The 18813-nt window shown below is 74.3% G+C and carries 11 protein-coding genes; 6 read left to right on the top strand and 5 right to left on the bottom strand.

What is annotated here, in order from left to right; genetic code table 11:
• Positions 1-3: 3 nt before the first annotated feature.
• Positions 4-2124: an N-6 DNA methylase gene (locus tag FYW95_RS16370; RefSeq protein ID WP_160050511.1), complete on the bottom strand. Its 2121-nt coding sequence runs from the start codon at positions 2122-2124 to the stop codon at positions 4-6.
• A gap of 135 nt (positions 2125-2259) precedes the next feature.
• On the opposite strand from FYW95_RS16370, the gene FYW95_RS16365 reads away from it, so the two are divergent.
• Together FYW95_RS16365 and FYW95_RS16360 are read left to right on the top strand one after the other, a co-directional pair.
• Positions 2260-5661, top strand: coding sequence for a hypothetical protein (locus FYW95_RS16365; protein ID WP_160050510.1), 3402 nt, complete (start codon positions 2260-2262; stop codon positions 5659-5661).
• Positions 5658-10355 (top strand): DEAD/DEAH box helicase, encoded by a 4698-nt coding sequence (locus FYW95_RS16360; protein WP_160050509.1) that lies wholly within the window; start codon positions 5658-5660, stop codon positions 10353-10355. Before FYW95_RS16365 ends, FYW95_RS16360 begins: the two co-directional genes overlap by 4 nt.
• A gap of 681 nt (positions 10356-11036) precedes the next feature.
• Here the strand turns inward: FYW95_RS16360 and FYW95_RS16355 are convergent.
• Together FYW95_RS16355 and FYW95_RS16350 are read right to left on the bottom strand one after the other, a co-directional pair.
• Positions 11037-11972: an SEC-C domain-containing protein gene (locus FYW95_RS16355; protein ID WP_160050508.1), complete on the bottom strand. Its 936-nt coding sequence runs from the start codon at positions 11970-11972 to the stop codon at positions 11037-11039.
• 256 nt (positions 11973-12228) lie between these two features.
• Entirely contained in the window at positions 12229-12933 is a 705-nt protein-coding gene (locus tag FYW95_RS16350; protein ID WP_159944394.1) for an MgtC/SapB family protein, read from the bottom strand.
• 203 nt (positions 12934-13136) lie between these two features.
• On the opposite strand from FYW95_RS16350, the gene FYW95_RS16345 reads away from it, so the two are divergent.
• Positions 13137-15218 carry an N-6 DNA methylase gene (locus tag FYW95_RS16345; RefSeq protein ID WP_159944395.1) on the top strand — a complete coding sequence of 694 codons (2082 nt, stop codon included), beginning with the start codon at positions 13137-13139 and terminating at the stop codon, positions 15216-15218.
• A 47-nt stretch (positions 15219-15265) separates the two neighbouring features.
• On the opposite strand, the gene FYW95_RS28280 is transcribed toward FYW95_RS16345, so the two are convergent.
• Positions 15266-15409, bottom strand: a complete 144-nt coding sequence (locus tag FYW95_RS28280; protein ID WP_236567970.1) for a hypothetical protein — start codon at positions 15407-15409, stop codon at positions 15266-15268.
• Between FYW95_RS28280 and FYW95_RS28275 the strand changes: the two genes are divergently transcribed.
• Positions 15403-16122, top strand: a complete 720-nt coding sequence (locus tag FYW95_RS28275; protein ID WP_236567971.1) for a hypothetical protein — start codon at positions 15403-15405, stop codon at positions 16120-16122. The two genes, FYW95_RS28280 and FYW95_RS28275, sit on opposite strands and share 7 nt — an antisense overlap.
• A gap of 351 nt (positions 16123-16473) precedes the next feature.
• Here FYW95_RS28275 and FYW95_RS16335 read toward each other — a convergent pair whose 3' ends face one another.
• A complete protein-coding gene (locus FYW95_RS16335; RefSeq protein WP_159944396.1) occupies positions 16474-16884 on the bottom strand; it encodes a YchJ family protein in 411 nt (136 codons plus the stop codon).
• 200 nt (positions 16885-17084) lie between these two features.
• Between FYW95_RS16335 and FYW95_RS16330 the strand changes: the two genes are divergently transcribed.
• Positions 17085-17873, top strand: a complete 789-nt coding sequence (locus FYW95_RS16330) for an SAM-dependent methyltransferase (protein WP_159944397.1) — start codon at positions 17085-17087, stop codon at positions 17871-17873.
• 50 nt (positions 17874-17923) lie between these two features.
• Complete coding sequence (locus FYW95_RS16325) at positions 17924-18715, top strand: SAM-dependent methyltransferase (protein ID WP_159944398.1); 792 nt, start codon at positions 17924-17926, stop codon at positions 18713-18715.
• Positions 18716-18813 lie beyond the last annotated feature (98 nt).

Raw genomic sequence — 18813 nt, 5'->3', positions numbered from 1 at the left:
GCGTCAAGTCTGTCTGATGTCCGGTGTGTCCGGGGACCGTTCGGCCTGCTCGGCCCCTCCCGGGCCCGACGGGGGCGGCGGCGCCAGCAGCCCGGCGCGCAGGCCGCTGGACAGGTGCTCCCCCAGCTCCCCGGCGGCCGCGCTGACCCGGTCCAGGTGGACGCGGAACTCGTGGATCTCCCGGAAGGCCGCGCCGTAGCGCCGCTGCTCGGCCAGGGAGAGCAGCGGCACACTGAGCTTGCGCAGGTCCACCCGGACGATGGTGGAGCCGAGCCCGGCCCGGCGCAGGTTGTCCTCGTCCTCCAGGAACCCCGCCAGGAACCAGGGGTCGACGTGCGCCGGGTCCGGCCGGAGCAGGTGCAGGTTCGCGCCCAGCAGAGCTCCGGACTCCTCCTCACCCGCGACCCGGGCCCGGTACGGGCCCCGGCGGGCCAGGGAGGAGGGCACGACCACGTCGCCGGGCCGAACCCGTACCCGCTCCTCCGGCTCCGCCGTGCCGTCGAGCGCGTCCGGGCGGCCGCTGGGGGTGCGTCCGCCGAGGACGTCGGCCAGGGTCAGTACGCGAAGGCCTCCCGGGCCGCTCTCCTCCTCCCCGGGAGGGGACGCGGTTCCGGACGAGGGGGCCCGGTACAGGGTCAGGGCGCCGGAGCGCGCGAGGTCGGCGACGGTGGTCATCCGCCATCCGGCGGCCTCCCGCCCGGCCCAGCCGTGTCCGGGCACGGACGCGCGGGTGTCCTCCAGGACGCGCAGGAGTCTTCGCCGGGCCCGTCCCGACCACTGGCCCGCCTCCCTCCCGCTCATCTCGGGCGCGGCCACGGGCAGGTGGCGGTGCGGGGTCAGGTCCACACTGTCGTCCAGCAGCTCGATCGCGGGCACCGCCCGGCAGAAACCGGGCTGGTCGGCGACCTCGGCCGGCGCGCCGAGGAAGTCCCGCCAGACCCGCGTGACGGACCGGCGCAACCCCTCCCAGTCGACCGGTCGGCGCTCGCCGTCCTCGGCCTCCTCCTCCGTGCCGGCCGCGGTGTCGACGAACAGGATCCGGGGCTCCACCGCCGACGCGGGGTCGGGCTGGTGCAGGACCCACACCTGGAGTCCGACGTGCACGGGGGCCGCGGCGCCCACGGGAAGGGCGAGGACCGCCCGCAGCGCGCCGCGGCGCAGCAGTTCCCTGCGGATGCGGCGCCCGGAGGGACGCGAGGCCGCGGCCGGCGGCATGAGCAGCACGGCCAGGCCTCCGGGGCGGGTGTGGGCGAGGCAGTGCTGCACCCAAGCCAGTTCGGACTCCGACCGGGGCGGTACGCCGTAGGCCCAGCGCTCGTCGTAGGCGAGCTGGTCCGCGCCCCAGTCGCGCTGGTTGAACGGGGGGTTGCACAGCACCGCGTCGAAGCGGCGGCCGGGGAAGGCGTCACCGGTCAGGGAGTCGCCCCCGGTGACCTGTGCGGACACGTTCCCGTCTCCGTGCCCTGTGTGCAGCCCCAGCCGCGCCCGGGCCAGGCGCGCGGTGGCGGCCGCGGTCTCCTGACCGTGCAGTCCCGTGGCGCCCGCGTCCGCGGCGGCGCGGAGCAGGGTGCCTCCGCCGCAAGCGGGGTCGAGCACCTCACCCCCACCCACCCCGGCCAGCGCGGCCATGAGGTCGGCCAGTGACCCGGGCGTGATGTGCGCCTTGCCGCCCAGCGAGTCCACGTAGGCGTCATGCAGGTGGTCGGAGAACTCCCGCGCCCGTTCGGGGGTCGTGGCCGCCTCGCGCAGTGCTCGGGCCAGCTCGTCTCCTCCTGGGCGGGCGGTCAGTCTCTTCCCCGCGGTTCCGGCGGCCTCGGCACCGCCCCGGGAGAGGTCGAGGAGGAACTCCTGCGCGTCGGCGACCACCTCCGCCGGGTCCGCGCCCTCACCGGCGGCGGCGCGCACCTGTTCCCAGACCAGTTCGTGCGGTGCGCGTTCGGGCAGGCGCCCGCCCCGGGCGAGCCACGCCTCCACCTGGGTGCGGTCGAACAGCGCCCGGTTGCCCGCTCCGCCCACCGGTCGCGGGAAGTCCTCGTGGCGTCGGCGCCAGTTGCTGACCGTGGTCCGACTCACCTGGGCGATACGCGCGATGTCGGCCGCGGTGACGCCTGTGCCCTGGGCCATGGAGCGCCTCCTCTCTCTCGGTCGAGAACAATACACCACGAGAATCTAGAGTTGACAATGTTTTCAGCCGGTCTCTATGTTGATGTCATCGGTGAGACTACGCCGTGTCGACGACACACCCCCCTGGAGCCGGCCATGTCCATGCCCGTGCCGCTGCCCTTCGAAGAGAAGCCCCTCCGGCAGGCCCCCCGGAAGGTCACCGCCGACCAACTCCTCGACGTCCGCGAGTCCGAATGGCGGCCGCGCCTGGACGGCGTGTCCCTGGTCTCCGAGGCGGCCATCAGCCCGAAGGAACTGAGGCAGGCCGCCCTCGCCCTGGGGAAGGTCTTCACCGCCCGGCTCAACGCGGGGATGGAACCCCGGCTGCACCGCTGGCCCGCGTGCACGGCGGCCGTCACGGTCGGCATCGCCACGGCCCACTACTCCGGCGGCAAGCTGTGGCCCGACCTGTGGAAGCACACCGGAGTGCCCCGCCCGCGCCAGGCCAACGCCGAATGGGGCAACGGGTTCCTGCGCTCCCTGGACGTGCTGGGGTTGGAGCCCTTCACCGACGACACCCAGTACCGGTACGTGGGTCCCATGGTCATGCACTCGGGGATCCCCACCTACTGCCTGAAGGACCTGTTCGACCTCATCCTGCACCGGGTGCACGCCGACCCGGGCCTGGACGCCCACGGACTGCACCAGTGGGCCCTGGGCGGGCAGTTCCGGCTCAGGGACCTGGACAAGCCCGCGCAGCGGTTCCTGTCCTCGGGTCGGGACTACGCCCTGGAGACCATCGAGCGCTGCATGCACCTGCTCGAACTCCTCCAGGACGACGCCGACGCGACCTGCCGGGAGGCCGGTCTGCCCGAGCGCTTCCGCGCACCCGCCGTACGGGCCCTGGAGGAAGCCGGGGCCCGGGGCGCGCTGCCCGCCTGGAACCGGTCCGCGTCGGCACGGCGCCGGTCCCTGCGCCCCAGCCTGGGGCTGGACCCCTACGTGCACGGTGTCCACGTCCAGCTCCCCGCCGACGAGTACGGGGACGACGTGCGCTGGAACATCGTCACCGACGAGGACAGCCACAGCGTCCGGCAGCGCTGGACAGGCGGTGAGCGGACCGTGTTCACCCTGCCGCGGCCCACCCGGAGCGTGTCGGTCGCCCCGCACCGCACCGACGCCTGGCACCGGCTCACCCTGGTCGACCCCGACGATCCGCTGCTGCTCTTCACCGAGGACGGCGCACTGGTCAGCACAGACCTGGCCCTGCCGCCGGGCTCGGTTTGGGCGCTGTACCCGGGGGAGCGGACGCTGGCCCGCTCCGGCGACGTCCGTGTCGCCGAGACCGGTGAGGCCCCCTACGGCTGGCGGGGCTGGGAACTGGTCCGGCTGCACACCGAGCGCGGTTCCTGGCTCGGCCTGGAGGGAGGCCGCGTCCACCGGATCCAGGGACGCGCCCGCCCCGAGGTGGAGCTGTCCGATCCCGTGCCCGGAGTCACCACCGTGTACGGCGCTCCGGTGCACGCGCGTCCCCCCGCGGTCCTGTTGCCCGAGGACACCGGCTCGGCGGTGGCCTGGGACGTGGACGTGCTCTTCGCCGACAGCGGCCGCGTCCTGGCCCGCGCCACCGGGACGGGGGGTGACCGCGTGCACCCCTTCGACGGGCTCCCCTCACCTGTGCTGGGCTCCTTCACGGTACGGGTCCGCGGGCCCCTGGGCCGGGGCACCCAGCTCCAGGTGGCCGTGGCCGAGGGTCTGACCGCCACACACGAGCCCGGTGTCCGGATCCTGCGGCGGGGAGGGCTGGCCCCGGGGCGCTCGGAGCTGACCGCCCCCGAGGGGCTGCGCGCCGAACCGGCCGTGCACGGGTTCGACCACGACCAGACCTCCCGGGCGGCCACCCTCAGCACGGGCACCGCGCAACTGCCCGTCACCATCCGCCCCCCGCACCTGCGTGTGCTGTCCACCGGGGGGCACACCCCCCGCTGGAGCGCCGAGCCGCTGCGCCTGGACACCGAGGCGGTGGGCGAGGCCGGGGACCTGCTGGTCCGCCTCCCCGAGGGAGACGATCCGGGTCTGCTGGGCGATCTGTGCGTACGTGAGGGCGTGCGGCCCCTCCAGTGGGTGCGGGCCCGCAAGGACACGCCGGGGAACACCGTGCGCTATCCCCTGGCCCAGGTCACCGACACCGCCACCGCGCATCCGAGCCTGGAGCTGGTGGTGGGCTACGCCGCCCGGGTCGTGCCCCTGGCGTCCGTCCGACCGCGCCGTCTGGCCACCGGTGTCCGCCACCAGGGCGGGGATCTCCTCCTGGAGGGGTTCGTCGGCGCGGCGGACGTGAGCGCGGCCGTGTACACCCAGCACGCCCCCTGGCGCGGGCCCGAGGTGTTCCCCGTCACCGCCGAGGGACGGATCGCGCTGCCGGAGGACGGGCGCGTCGGAGGGCCGCTGCTCGTGGTCGTGGCCGTGGAGGACCCGTGGGCGGTGACCGACTGGCCCCGGTGGCCCGACGCCGGCACGCCCAACCTGCTGAGCTGCTCCGTGCCCGGCCGCCCGCACGGCACCGACGAACCGGAGGAGGCGCTGTGCCGGGCCCTCGCCGCCGGGGACCTGTCCGAGGCGGCGCGGGAGGGCGGGGCCAACGCCGTCCGGCTCTGGCGAATGCTGGGGGTGGCGGACCGACTGCGCGCATCGGACCTGGCGGAGCACACCGTGGTCGGGGCCCGCCGGGCACTGGCCGCCCGCCCCCTGGAGGCCCTGGTGGCCCACCCGGACGCGGACCTGTCCCCCCAGCGGAGCGTGTCCACCCTGGTCTCCTCCGGTGTGGTCGCCGCGCCGCTCGGAGAACGCCCCGACCCCGCCTGGGCGGCCGGCCTGTGGAGCCGCCTGCCCGTGGCCGCCTGCCTGGCGGGCGGCCACGTGCTGGCCCGCTGCGACCTGGACGCCCCCGAGAGCGGGCACGCCGACTTCCTGGAGCAGATGGAGCAGCGCTGCGGGCACACCGCCAGGAGGATCCTGGAGGAGGGCGGACGCGACCCCGCCCACGGCACGGGGCGGTTCGACGCCGCCACCGAGAGCATGACCGCTCTGTCCCCGGAGCGGTTCGAGGCGCTGTGGCAGGCCGCCCGGGTCGTACCCCGGGCCCTGCTGGACGGGGACTCGCGGAGCAACGCGGCCATGGGCCTGTTCACCATCCGCGACTCCGCGCGCCTGCGCCTGGTCCGCAAGCACGGAGCCGACATCGTCCACCCGGTCCTGCGCTCGCTCACCCGGTTGCGCCCTCACCACCAGCACGCCGCGACGGCACTGGTCGGATCGCGCCACACCCCCGACGCGCGGCCGTGGCTCAACCTGCCCGCGGTGTCCCTGGCCATGGCGGTCACCGCGCGCCTGGCCGCCCGGGGCTTCCCCCTGTTCGCCTCCCTCGCCCAGGCGCAGCGCAGGACGTGGACCGCGCTGGCCGAGGCCGCACCCGACCTGGTCGCCACCGACATCGTCCTGGCCGAACTCACCCTCTCCGGTGCCGAGCGCACCCCCGACCACGAGGAGCAGACGTGACCTCCCAGCTCGACCCGATCGACGTCAGCGCCCAGATCAGCGCCACCTACCGGCGCTACCTGCGCTCGCTGCTCCCGGTACGCGACCCCGTACTGGCCTCGGCGCTCGACGAGCGGATCTCCTCCAGCGCGCTGTTGAGCAAGGGCCCCCTTCTGGAGGCCACCCCGCCCTACGAGACGGGCCGCACCCCCGAGGAGCTGGTCCGGGAGGGGGTCCTCTCACCCGGCTTCCTCGCACCGAGCGGACCCGACATCGACCTGACCCGGCCCCTGTACCAGCACCAGGAGGAGGCGATCCGCAAGGCCCGGGCGGGACGCAACCTGGTGGTGGCCACGGGTACCGGCTCGGGCAAGACCGAGAGCTTCCTGGTACCCGTCCTCAACGAGCTGGAGCGCCAGCACGAGCGGGGCGAACTCGGTCCGGGCGTGCGGGCCCTGCTGCTCTACCCCATGAACGCGCTGGCCAACGACCAGCTCAAGCGGTTGCGGCAGCTGTTGGCCAACAGTCCGCACATCACCTTCGGCCGCTACACGGGAGAGACCAAGGAGAGCGAACTCAGGGCCCGGGAGGCCTTCGAGTCCCTGCACCACGGGGAGCCGGTGCTGCCCAACGAGCTGTTGAGCCGGGAGCGGATGCGCCAGAACCCGCCGCACCTGCTGCTGACCAACTACGCGATGCTCGAGTACCTGCTGCTCCGCCCCGCCGACCTGGACCTGTTCGAGGGCGAGCACGCCGGGCAGTGGCGGTTCATCGCCCTGGACGAGGCGCACGTCTACGACGGGGCCAAGGCCGCGGAGCTGGCCATGCTGCTGCGGCGCCTGCGCGAACGGGTCGCCCCCGGCCGCGAACTGCGGTGCATCGCCACCAGCGCCACCGTCGGCGATGACCCGCACAAGGTCATGGACTTCGCTTCGAAGCTGTTCCACGCCCGTTTCGAGTGGGACGACGCCGACCCCGACCGGCAGGACCTGGTGAGCGCCACCCGGCGCGACACGGTCACCGAGAGCACGTGGGGCCCGCTGCCCGCCCTGGAGTACCGGGCCCTGGCCGAGGTCGAGGACCCGGAGCGGGCCCTGGTCACCGCGGCCAGGCGCCACGTGGTCGGCGGCGCGGACGCCGCCGCGCTCCTGGCCGGGGAGCGGCGGGTCCAGTACCTGCGCGTACTCATGGCCAGCGGCGGCCCCCGCCCCCTGGAGGAACTGGCCGAGGAGCTCTTCAGCGCGGTCCCCGACCCCGGGGAGGGCCAGGGGACGCGGACCCCGGCCGAACGGGTGCGGGCCCTGGCCTCACTGGTGTCCCTGGGCAGCAGAGTGCGGGACGAGCACGGCAACCCGCTCCTGTCGGCCCGTTACCACCTGTTCACGCGGGCCACCGACGGGGCCTTCACCTGCTTGGGCGAACAGGGGCCGCACGTCTCCCTGGCCCGGCACGAGGAGTGCGAGACCTGCGCGGCCCCCGCCTTCGAGCTGGGCGCGTGCAAGCGCTGCGGTGACGTCTACGCCGTGGGAACCCAGATCCACGACGGCCGGGGGCGGCGCCTGGTCCCCCAGCGCTCCCCCAAGGACCCCGCCGAGTGGTTCTACCTGGGCACCGCTCCCACCACGGTGGACGATGACGACGACACCCTGGAGGACCCCGGCGACCACCGGGCCGAACCGCGCTTCCTGTGCACCGGCTGCGGCACGGTCTCCGACACCGCCGACGGCTCCTGCGCGGTGACGTGCCGGGGCCGGTCGGTGCGCCCGGTCCGGGTGATCCGGAGCAAGAGCCGCAACCCCGACACCGCACCCTGCCTGCGGTGCGGTGCGCGCGGCGCCGAGACCCTGCGCCGCTTCCAGAGCGGCAACGACGCGGCCGCCGCGGTCGTGGCCACCGCGCTCTACCAGGCGCTGCCCGAGGACCCCGACGAGGAGGCCGCCGACCGCCCCGGCGGCGGACGCAAACTGCTGACCTTCAGCGACAGCCGCCAGTCCGCGGCCTTCTTCGCGCCCTACCTGCGGGGCAGCTACGAGGTGTTCCAGCGGCGCAGGCTGATCCTGGAGGCGATGACCGACATCCACGACCCCGACCCGGACGAGCACATCGGGGTGGAGGACCTCGTCGACGCCACCGCCAGGACGGCCAAGCGCGCCGGGTTCTTCGATCGCAGGGCCTCCAAGCGCGAGCGGGTCACCAGGGTCGCCCCCTGGGTCCTGAGCGATATGGTCACCACCGACGACCGCCAGTCCCTGGAGGGGCGGGGTCTGCTGCGGGTGGGCCTGCTGCGGCCCGGGGGCACGCGGATCCCGCCGGCGTTCACCCAGCGCCTGGGGCTCTCCGAGGACGAGGTGTGGGACCTGTTCGGCGAGCTGGTGCGGACCCTGCGCCAGCAGGGGGCGCTGACCATGCCCGAGGGGGTGGCCGCCGACGACGAGGTGTTCGCGCCCCGGCGCGGTCCCATCTTCGCCCGGCTCAACGGCAGCGACCGGGCCCGCAGGGTACTGAGCTGGCTGCCCACCCAGGGGGACAACCGCAGGCTCAACTACGTGCGCAGGCTGCTGGAACACCTGGAGGTGGAGGCCGATCCCGCCACGGTTCTGGAGTCGGTCTGGAAGACGCTGACCAAGGACGAGGACGGCTGGCTGGTCTCCTCCCGTGAGCGGGGCCTGGGCACCGTCCACCAGGTCGGCCACCGCGACCTGACCCTCACCCTGGTCGGTCCCGGCTCAGCCCCCTACCAGTGTGACGGGTGCCGACGGCTGCACCCGGTGTCCGTGCGCGGCGTGTGCCCCACCCTCAACTGCACGGGGACCCTCGTGCCCTACGAGGTACCCGACCCCGACAAGGACGAGGACCACTACCGGCAGCTGTACCGCAACCTGAACCCGGTCACCCTGGCCGCGGAGGAGCACACCGCCCAGTGGTCGAGTGAGCGGGCCGCCGAGATCCAGCAGGACTTCGTCAAGGGCAGGATCAACGCCCTGTCCTGCTCCACCACCTTCGAGTTGGGCGTGGACGTGGGCGAACTGCAGTCGGTGTTCATGCGCAACATGCCGCCGACCACCGCCAACTACGTGCAACGCGCGGGGCGTGCCGGGCGCCGCGCGGACTCGGCCGCACTGGTGGTCACCTACGCCCAGCGGCGTTCCCACGACATGTTCCGCTACCAGGAACCGGAGAAGATGATCGCCGGGGAGGTCCGCGCTCCCTACGTACCGCTGGCCAACGAGCGCATCGACCGCAGGCACGCGCACTCGGTGGCACTGGCCGCGTTCTTCCGGTACTGGTACCGGGAGACCGGGGAGTCGTGGGGCACCGTGGGCGAGTTCTTCCGCTCTGGTCGGGAGGGCTCGCCCGCGCCCTACACCAGGGTCGCCGACTTCCTCTCCCCGGTCCCCGGCGAGGTCTCAACAGCTCTAGAGCGCATCCTGCCAGACGAGGTCGCCCGGCGGCTGGACCTGAAGGGCGGGGACTGGGTGGAGCGGCTGTGCGAGATGCTGCGCGCGCTGGGCGCTGAGGTCACGGCCGACGTCGAGGATTTCGAGCAGCGGCGCCTGGAGGCCTTCCAGGCCCGCAACAGCCCTCTGGCCGCGCGTTTCGAACGCACCATCAACACCGTCACCGGACGCTCCCTGCTGGGTTTCCTCGCCACCCGCAACGTCCTGCCCAAGTACGGGTTTCCCATCGACACCGTTGAGCTGCGCACCCACCACTCCGGTGAGACGGTCGGGCGCAGCTTGGAACTGGCCCGGGACCTGTCCTCGGCGATCTACGAGTACGCCCCCGGCAGCTCGGTCGTGGCCGGCGGCAAACGGTGGACTTCGGCCGGGGTGTACCGCCTGCCCGGCAAGGAGCTGCTGGGCAACTACTACCGGGTGTGCGAGGGGTGCGGCCACTACGCGGAGTCCCGTGACGAGCTGCCGCCGGTGTGCCCGTCCTGCTCGACCGCCTACAAGGGGACACCCACCCAGTACCGCATCCCCCAGTTCGGGTTCGTCGCCAGTACCAAGGTCGAACCCGCCGGAGCGGTACCGCCCAAGATCTCCTGGCACGGGTTCACCCACGTCGTGAACCTGGCCGCCGAGCCCGAGGACCACCCCCACGAACTCCCCGGCGGTACCGTGCTGTGCCAGGCGGGCAGCCGGGGGGAGCTGGTGGCCGTCTCCGACGGGCCGAGCGGGCTCGGGTACCTCATCTGCGACCGTTGCGGCTGGGGCCAGGGGGTGACCGAGGGCAGGAAGCCCCGAAAGCACCCCCACCCCCTCAAGGGCACCGACTGTGAGGGGACGGTACGCCGCCTGTCCCTGGCCCACCGCTACGAGACCGACATCATGGAGGTCTCCTTCGGTGGTGCCCTGGACATGGGGCGCGTCAGCGATCCGGTCCGCTACTCGCTGCTGTTCGCACTGTTGGAGGGGGCCTCCTCCGCGCTGGACATCAGTCGCGACGACATCGACGGCACGCTGTTCCGGCGTCTGGGGGGAACGATGAACCCGGTGCTGTTCGACACCGTCCCCGGTGGCGCGGGCGGACCGGCCAGGATCGCCGCGAGCTTCCCGCGTGTGCTGGAGGCCGCCCACGCGCGGGTGGACAGGTGCGACTGCGGGGTGGAGACGTCCTGCTACAGCTGTCTGCGCAACTACCGCAACCAGAACTTCCACGACCGGCTGCGCCGTGACGCGGCGTTGGGCGCTCTGGAGGCTCTACTGGGCTGAGGACGCCGGGTTCCGGGAACGGCCGTGTTCCCGGAACCCGCGGTGCAAGGGGTCCGAGGCGTCCCACGCAAGTTCTGTCAGTGGTTCGTCGGCGGTGCGCCCGCCCACCATGCGCTGTCCCGTTCGGATGCTCTGCCCGTCGTCGCCGCCGACACGGTCGGCTACGGAGGTGTCCGCCGGAGTCGGAGAGGGGTGCCGACCGCGTTCTCGGATCCCCTCCCCATCGACACGGGTGTCCCCGACGCCCTACGCCGCCGGGTCAGGGCCCTGGGGACAAGTCGACGTGAAGGGTCCCCGACCAAGCTGAACTCTCACCGGAACCCACGGGAACGTGATGACCATGAGCGCGAACGGGAACCGCTCCATCCCGTCCCCTCACCGCGGGGCGGACCCGAGTGGCGGTTCCTTCCCATGAAAGGCGGAGCCCGCGCGGGGTGCCACAGCGCAAGGCACGCCCTAGGAGAAGAACACTCTCCATCGCTTGTGTCCGATCTCCAGGTCTCCGGGAGCCCAGTGCCCGACGGCACCGGCCCTGCCTACCGCGGACAGGACCTGGCACACCCGTTCCGTCACCGCGATCCGATGTACCGGGGGGACGACGGTGCTGAGTTTGGCCGAGACGCTGATACAGCTTCCGGCCACCGGGGATCGGCCCGAACCCTCCAGGCGGAACCGCCCTGGTCAGCGGTTGGCGGGCGAGCCGCAGCACTTCTTGTACTTGCGGCCCGAGGCGCACCAACAGGCCTCGTTGCGGGCGGGCGGCCAGGCCCGGATCCGGGGGTCGTCCGGGGCGAGCTCCCGCCGCGCCCACGCGGTGGTGGTGGCCTCGTCCGCCGGGTCCAGGCCGGAGCGCTCGGCGAAGGCGGTGACCTCATCGAGGTCGTACAGCACCACGGCCCGCGAGGCCCGGGGGTTGAGGCGGGCCCGCTCGCGCAGGGCCCGCTCGGCGGCGCGGCAGTAGGCGTCGGCGCCCTCCTCGGCGGCGCCCCCGGACAGGACTCCCCCGGCGCGGGCCCCCTCGAAGGACTCCCGGGAGCAGAACGCCGCCACGTCCGTCTCCGGGCGGTCCTGGCCGGTGCGGGAGAGGTCCGCCAGGGCCTCGACCTGGCGACGGGCCACGCCCAGGGCCACCTCGTCGTGCTCGTCGTGCGCCATGCCCAGCCGCATCCGGGCCAGCAGGCGACTGACCAGCGGCGCCAGGGCCAAGTCCTCCTCCTCGGCGAGTTCGGCGGGCGGCGCGGCGACCAGCCTCCGGGCGGCGATGTTGTAGCAGTGCAGCGCCTCGTCCCAGCGCTCCAGCGCCTGGAAGTGCTCACCGAGCAGCTGGGCGGGCCCCTCGTCCAGCCGGCCGGGGCGCAGGAGTTCGGCGGCGATCCGCTCCGCCTCGGCCGCGTCCCCCTCGTCCCGGCTCTCGCCCAGGAGCTTGACCAGTTCGACGGAGGCGTACTGGCCCTCCAGCGGTGTGGGCGGGTCCTCGCGCATGTCCTCCAGCGCGCGGCGGGTCCGCTCGCCGCCCCCGGCACGGGAGGCGGCCCCCCGGAGGAGCTCGTCCAGGTCCCCGGGGTCGGTCCCCGGGAAGGCGTCGGTGCTGGCGGTGTCGGGGCCGTGGTCGGTCATGGCTCCCAGCCTAGGGGCCGCCGGCACCCGTTTCCGGCGCTCACGGCGCCGGCGGGTGCGGGGCGCCACGGCGGTGCCTCGCCGCGGTCGTCCGTGCGGCCGCGTACCGGCGGGAGGAGGAGGGCGGGGCACCGGCCCAGAGGGTGGAACTCCTGGTCCGGATGCGGCTCTTCCCCCGGGCCGCGCACGACGGGGGCGGGACCGCGGGCCCGGTCGGGATCGGCCCGCGCGAGGAGGCCCCGGTGGAGGAGCGCCCCTAGCTGGCCTCCTCCTCCATTTCACGCCAGTGCACCGAGGACACCTCCGGTTCCAGGCTGAGCCTGCGCACCACCTGTTCGAGCGTGTCGTCCTGGCGCCCGCTGACGACGATGTCGGCGCGCACCGACACCGAGTCGGGGTCCTCGGTCAGGTGGCCGCTCTCCACGGAGCGCAGGCTGAAGTCGGTGTCGGACAGCGCCTGGAGCAGCAGGGCCCGTACGTGGGCGTCCTGGGAGTCGCTGCACACCACGTGGATCCGGTAGACCGTCCCGACCTCGTGGGAGGCGGAGTTGTGCTTCTGGAGCCGACGGGCCACCGGGCGCAGCAGGACGTTGGCGGCCACCACCGTGACCGCGCCCATCGCCGCGCCCACGTATATACCGCTGCCCGCCAGGACTCCCACGGCCGAGGCGCACCAGATGGTGGCGGCGGTGTTGATGCCGCGCACGTTGATGCCGTCGCGCAGGATGACGCCCGCGCCGAGGAAACCGATGCCGGAGACCACCTGGGCCGCGACACGGGTCGGGCTGACCTCGTCCACGGTGTTGGCGGCCAGGAGCACGAACAGCGCCGACCCCACGGAGACGAGCGCGTTGGTCCGCAGCCCCGCCATGCGCGCCCGCCACTGGCGCTCGACCCCCACCAGGCAGCCCAGCCCGAAGGCGCAGCCGAGTCGGAGTGCGAACTCCCACCATTCCAGCATCCGTGCCCCTCCCCTTTCGCACCCCTGCGCACCGCTTGTCCGGTAATGGAACGGCTACCCCCGGAACCTCCGTGCACACCCCCGAGGTGTGAAGGAACCCAACCAAATCCTTATAGTGGGCGGTCAGGGCACGCACAGCGTTCACCGAACCGGCTGTGTATAGTCATGACCTGTCAGCTGTGGTCACAGACGGGATGGGGTCCATGGGCACCGGTGACGTGCGGGTGAGCTCGGCGGACATCGCCAGGATCGCGGGGGTCAAGCCCACCGCGGTGAGCAACTGGCGGCGCCGCCACGAGGACTTCCCCCAGCCGGTCGGCGGCACCGACCGCAGCCCCCGGTTCGACCTGGCCCAGGTGGAGGAGTGGCTGGCCGCGCACCGCCAGGTCCCGGGCGTGGACCCCGACCAGCGGCTGTGGCAGGCGCTGGACTCCCTGCGCTCCCTGGTGCCCGCCGAGGCGGCGCTGGTCTGGGCCGGGGTGCTGCTGCTGTACCTGGACGCCGAACCCGCCGCGGCGGAGACCGGCACCGACCCGGCCGCGCTGCTGGAACGGGCCCGGCTCTCCTTCGCCGAACGCCTGGAACGCGCCGGACTGGACGCCCTGGCCGCCCGCCCTCCCGAGGGGGTGCCCGCCGGGAGGGCCGGGGTGCTGGTCGACGCGGCCGTGCGCGCCGCGGGCGACGGCGGGGCGCGGTCCTCCTTCGGGCGCCTGCTGGGCCGACTGGACCAGCGCTCCCCCTCCGGCTCGCACACGGTCCCGCCCGAACTGGCCGACCTCATGGTGCGCCTGGCCGGGGACGGCGCGGTGGTGGCCGACCCCGCCTGCGGACGGGGCGAACTGCTGCTGGCCGCCGCGCGCGCCGGGCGGCGCGCCCTGCGCGGGCAGGACCGCGAGGGGGCCTCGGTGTGGTCGGCCGCGCTGCGGCTGGCCTTCGCCGACGCCCTGACGCCGGAGGCGGACCTGCGGGTGGCCGACGCCCTGCGCTCCCCCGCCTTCGGTGGGGAGGGCGCCGACACCGTCCTGTGCGCGCCGCCGTTCGGCGAGCGCAACTGGGGGGCCGAGGAGCTCGCCGAGGACCCGCGGTGGAGGTACGGGGCGCCGCCCCGCCTCGAGTCCGACCTGGCCTGGGTGCAGCACTGCCTGTCGCTGCTGCGCCCCGGCGGCTCGGCGGTGGTGCTCATGCCGCCGGGGGCCGCGCAGCGCCCGTCGGGACGGCGCATCCGCCGCTCCCTGCTGCGCGCGGGCGCCTTCGGCGCGGTGGTCTCGCTGCCGCCGGGGTTCGCGGCCCACTACGCCGTGCCGCTGCAGCTGTGGGTGCTGCGCGCCCCCGAGGAGGGGGCCGCGCCCGGGCCCGTGCTGCTCGTGGACACCGACGCGCGCGAACCCGGGCGGACGCCCTCCGCCGAGGAGGTCGCGGCCGCGGTCGACGGGGCCTGGAAGGAGTACCGGGCCGACCCCGAGGGCTTCACCGAGCGGCCCGGGGCGGCGCGGGCCGTGGACGCGGTCGACCTCATGGACGGGGAGGCGGACCTGACCCCGCGTACGCGCCTGCCGGTGCCGCGCGCCTGGACCGGCGACCCGGCGCTGTTCGCCGAGCGGCGCGGGCGGATGGAGGGCGCGCTGCGCTCCCTGCGCGCCCTGCTGCCCGAGGCCCCCGAGGACGGCGGCGGGGACGGTGCGGCCGGAGCGGTCACCCTGGCGGAGCTGGCCAAGGCCGGGTCGGTGACCATCCGGCGGCCGGTGCCGCGGCGTTCGGCGGAGGAGGGCGGCCCGCGGACCAGCGCCCGGGTGCTCACCGGCGAGGACGTGGTGCGGGGCGCGGCCCCCGAGCGCACCGAGGAGGTCGACGCCGACCCGATGCGCAACCCGCCGATCCAGGAGGGCGACGTGCTGATCCCGGCCCTGGCCCGCAGACCCACCGCGCGGGTGGCCGGCGCGGCCGACGCCGGGGCCTATCCGGGTGTCGGCCTGTACGTGGTGCGCACCAACCCCGCCGCGGTCGACCCGTGGTTCCTGGCCGGGCTGGTGGCCAGTTCCGGGGAGTCGGCCAACATCACCCGGGTGGGCAGCAGCATGCGCGGCCACCTGAGGGTGGACCCGTCCCGGATGCGGCTTCCGGTCCTGCCCGTGGAGGAGCAGCGGCGCCACGGGGAGCTCTTCCGCCGGGTCGCCCGGTTCCGGGAGTCGCTGGCGCAGGTGCGGGAGTGCGGCGAGGAGCTGGCCGATCAGGCCGTGGACCTGATCGCCGCGCGGTGGCAGGACCCGGGCGGCACGCGGGGCTGAGGCCGCGGGCGGGCCCCGGCGCCTCCCGCGCCGGGGCCCGCCCGGGGTCAGCGGACCAGGGTGTCGAGCAGGGCGCGGAACTCCTGGTCGCCGCTGAGCGTGACCGATCCGCTCCCGCGGTCCACGCGCACGCCCACGGGGCGCAGGTCGGGCGGACGCCCTGGTCGCGCGAGCGCGATCCCGGGTGCCACCAGTACGGCTGGGCGCTGATCGGCTTGTCGCCGTCGGCGGTGTAGCGCTCGGCGATCTGCTGGAGGTGGTCGATGGCGGCGATCGGGTGCCCCTGGCCGAGCGGGTGGGCGAGCACGACCTCGGGGACGGGGGAGACCACCAGTGCCCCGTGCGGCAGGTCGCCCAGGTGGCGGTCCAGGACGTGGGCGTGCGCCGCAGCGTAGGGGTGCCGTCCGCCGATGTGCACGATGCGGGTTCCGTCGAACTCGTGCTCGCTGACCTCGGCGTCCTCGCCGACGGAGGCGGCCACGGCCTCGGCGAAGACCGTGGCGTCGGGGCGCCCGGAGCGCTCGTGGGCCCGTCGGGGCAGCGGGCTGAGCGAGTCGGGGGCGTCCACGACCACGGTCTGCCACAGGCCGGGGGCGGTCTCGCGGGTGACCAGGGAGTCGAGCGCTCCCTCCCGGCGCGGGCGCAGGCCTGTTCCAGGGCGGCGCCGAACTCCGCGCGCAGCCCGTCGGCGTCGATCCGCCGCGCCTGGTCGAGCCGGGCCGCGAGCCACTCCGGGACCAGCTCCTGGTCCCGGGGGAAGCGCTCCAGCTCCTGGGCGTACACGAGCGGGCTGACCCCGGCGGGCAGCTCGGGCTCGGTGTCGTGGTTGTACTCGATGTTGAGCTGGCGGGAGCGGTGGACCGAGATGACCATGGAGAGCCAGGTGCCCTTGCCCGGCTGGTAACAGGCCTGTTTGAGGGCGTCGACCGCGTCGGCGGCCCCGTCGGGCACCTCGACCCGGCGGACCCGGCCGTCGGCCTCCTGGACGGCGAGCGTCTCGCCGCGGTGGGCGCCGACCACCCTGGCGACGTAGGTGAGCTGTCACCATCCCTCGGGGTGGCCGCGACCAGTTTCCTGGCGAGGTCCTGGACGAGTTCTCCCTGTTCCAGGGGTCCGGGGGGCGGAGCGGTCATGGTGGTCTCCGTGTCGGCTGTGGTTCGAGGGGGCGCGGAACGCGTTCCCCTTCCTACCGCCTCGCGGGGACACAGCGTGCCCGGGCACCTACCCGGCGCCGCCGCGCGTCACCGGCGGGGCCTCACCCCGGGAGGGCGTCGAGGTAGACCCAGTTCCCCCCGTGGCGGGTGAAGCGGCTGTGCTCCTCCAGCGCGCCCTCGCGTCCGTTCTCCCGGTACACCGCGCGGAAGGCCACGGTGCCCTCGTTGTGGAAGGGCGTGCCGCCGGTGGTGGAGAGCACCTCCAGGCGCCTCCAGACGGTCGCGGGGTCCAGGTCCAGGTATTGGGGCCGGGTGTCGGGGTGCCAGCTGCGCAGCAGGTAGTCGCGGTCGCCGACGGCGAAGGCGCTGTAGCGCGAGCGCATGAGACGTTCGGCGGTGGCGGCCCGCTCCCCGCCCCGGTGCAGGGGGGCGCAGCAGTCCCGGTAGGCGCCGGGGCCGCCGCAGGGGCAGGGCGCCCCGTCGTCGGTCCGCGGTGGTCGGTGGTGTGGCATGCCCCCATTGTGGCGTCCGGAACCGGGTGACGCTCCGCCGCGGGCGCGCGGCCGGGGCCGGGACCGGCGCGGGCACACCCGGGACCAGCGCGTTCTCCGGGGCTTCGGAAAGCCTTGCGCCGCCGGGCTTTGCGGGTTGCGCGCGACACTCCGCGACCAGGACAATACACGCATCACTCCCGCCGACGAGAGGCACGCACGTGACGGAGACTCCGCCCATCGACACCACCGCGGCCCACTCGGCGCGGGTGTGGAACTACTGGCTCGGCGGCAAGGACCACTACCCGGTCGACCGCGCGCTCGGCGAACAGGTCGAGCAGGCCTTTCCCGAGATCGTCGAGATCGCCCGCGCGGAGCGGGAGTTCCTCGTGCGCGTGGTCACCCACCTGGCCCGGGAGGAGGGGGTGCGCCAGTTCCTCGACATCGGCACCGGCCTGCCCACCGCCAACAACACCCACGAGGCCGCGCAGGCCGCGGCCCCCGACTCCCGCGTGGTCTACGTCGACAACGACCCCATGGTCCTCGCCCACGCCCGCGCCCTGCTCACCAGCAGCCCCGAGGGGAGCACCCACTACGTGGACGCCGACCTCACCGACCCCGGGCCCCTCCTGGACCAGGCCCGCGCCCACCTGGACTTCGACCGGCCGATCGCGCTCACCTTCCTGGGCACCCTGGGCCACTACCCGGTGGAGGAGGGCACCTACGCCCTGGTGCGCGCCTACCTGGACGCGCTGCCCCCGGGCAGCTTCTTCGCCATGTGCGACAGCACGAACACCGGCCCGGAGATCGTCGCGGCCACCGAGGCGTGGAACGAGGGGGCGTCCCTGCCCTACCACCTGCGCACCGTCGAGGAGATCACCGCGTTCTTCGACGGGCTGGAGCTGATGGACCCGGGGGTCGTGTCCATCCCGTTCTGGCGCCCCGACCGGACCGACATCGGGCGGCCCGAGGAGATCGCCCAGTACGGCGGCGTGGCCCGCAAGCCCTGACCCGCCCGGCCCGGCACCCCCGGCACGTCCACCGAACGAAAGGCCCGTCCGTGACGGAGACTCCGCCCATCGACACCACCGTGGCCCACTCGGCGCGGGTGTGGAACTACTGGCTCGGCGGCAAGGACCACTACCCGGTCGACCGCGCGCTGGGTGACCAGATCCTGGCCGTGCGCCCGAGCATCGTCACCGACGCCCGCGCGGGCCGGGGCTTCCTGACCCGCGGGATCACCCACCTGGCCCGGGAGGAGGGGGTGCGCCAGTTCCTCGACATCGGCACCGGCCTGCCCACCGCCAACAACACCCACGAGGTCGCCCAGGCCGCCGCACCCGGGTCCCGCGTGGTCTACGTCGACAACGACCCCATGGTCCTCGCCCACGCCCGCGCCCTGCTGGTGGGCACCGAGGAGGGCGCCACCGCGTTCGTGGACACCGATCTGCGCGAGACCGGGAAGGTGCTGGCGGCGGCGGGCGACCTGCTGGACCTGGACCGCCCGGTGGCGCTGAGCGTCGTGGGCACGCTCGGGCACATCCCCGACCTGGCCGAGGCCCTGGACGTCATGGAACGGTACAGGGCGGCACTGGCCCCGGGCAGCTTCGTGATGGTGGGCGACCACGTGATGCCCGACGACCCCGCGGCGCTGGCGGCGCTGGAGCGGTGGAACGAGGGCGCGGCCCTGGCCTACCGCTCGCACACGCGCGAGGAGTTCGCCGCCTACTTCGGGGGCCTGGACCTGCTCGAGCCCGGGGTGGTCCCGGCCACGCGCTGGCGGGCCGGGGAGCCCGAGGTCGGCGAGGCTCCGGACACCGACATGTGGGCGGGTCTGGCCCGCAAGCCCTGACCCGGCCCCCCTGCCCGGGACACCGGGCCCCTCCCAGAGCAGAGGTGCGCCGGGCCGCCCGTGCCGGTCGGCGGGCGGTCCGGCACGGCCGCACGCGA

It is taken from the genome of Nocardiopsis sp. FR4, assembly GCF_009830945.1.
GTDB lineage: Bacteria > Actinomycetota > Actinomycetes > Streptosporangiales > Streptosporangiaceae > Nocardiopsis.
Note: the sequence above shows the minus strand (reverse complement) of the source record. Positions and strands in the feature narration are given on the sequence as shown.

Coding starts and splice junctions, on each gene's coding strand:
- FYW95_RS16370 (WP_160050511.1), bottom strand. CDS start 2,124: ATGGCCCAGGGCACAGGCGTCACCGCGGCCGACATCGCGCGTATCGCC.
- FYW95_RS16350 (WP_159944394.1), bottom strand. CDS start 12,933: ATGCTGGAATGGTGGGAGTTCGCACTCCGACTCGGCTGCGCCTTCGGG.
- FYW95_RS16335 (WP_159944396.1), bottom strand. CDS start 16,884: ATGCCACACCACCGACCACCGCGGACCGACGACGGGGCGCCCTGCCCC.
- FYW95_RS16355 (WP_160050508.1), bottom strand. CDS start 11,972: ATGACCGACCACGGCCCCGACACCGCCAGCACCGACGCCTTCCCGGGG.
- FYW95_RS16365 (WP_160050510.1), top strand. CDS start 2,260: ATGTCCATGCCCGTGCCGCTGCCCTTCGAAGAGAAGCCCCTCCGGCAG.
- FYW95_RS16345 (WP_159944395.1), top strand. CDS start 13,137: ATGGGCACCGGTGACGTGCGGGTGAGCTCGGCGGACATCGCCAGGATC.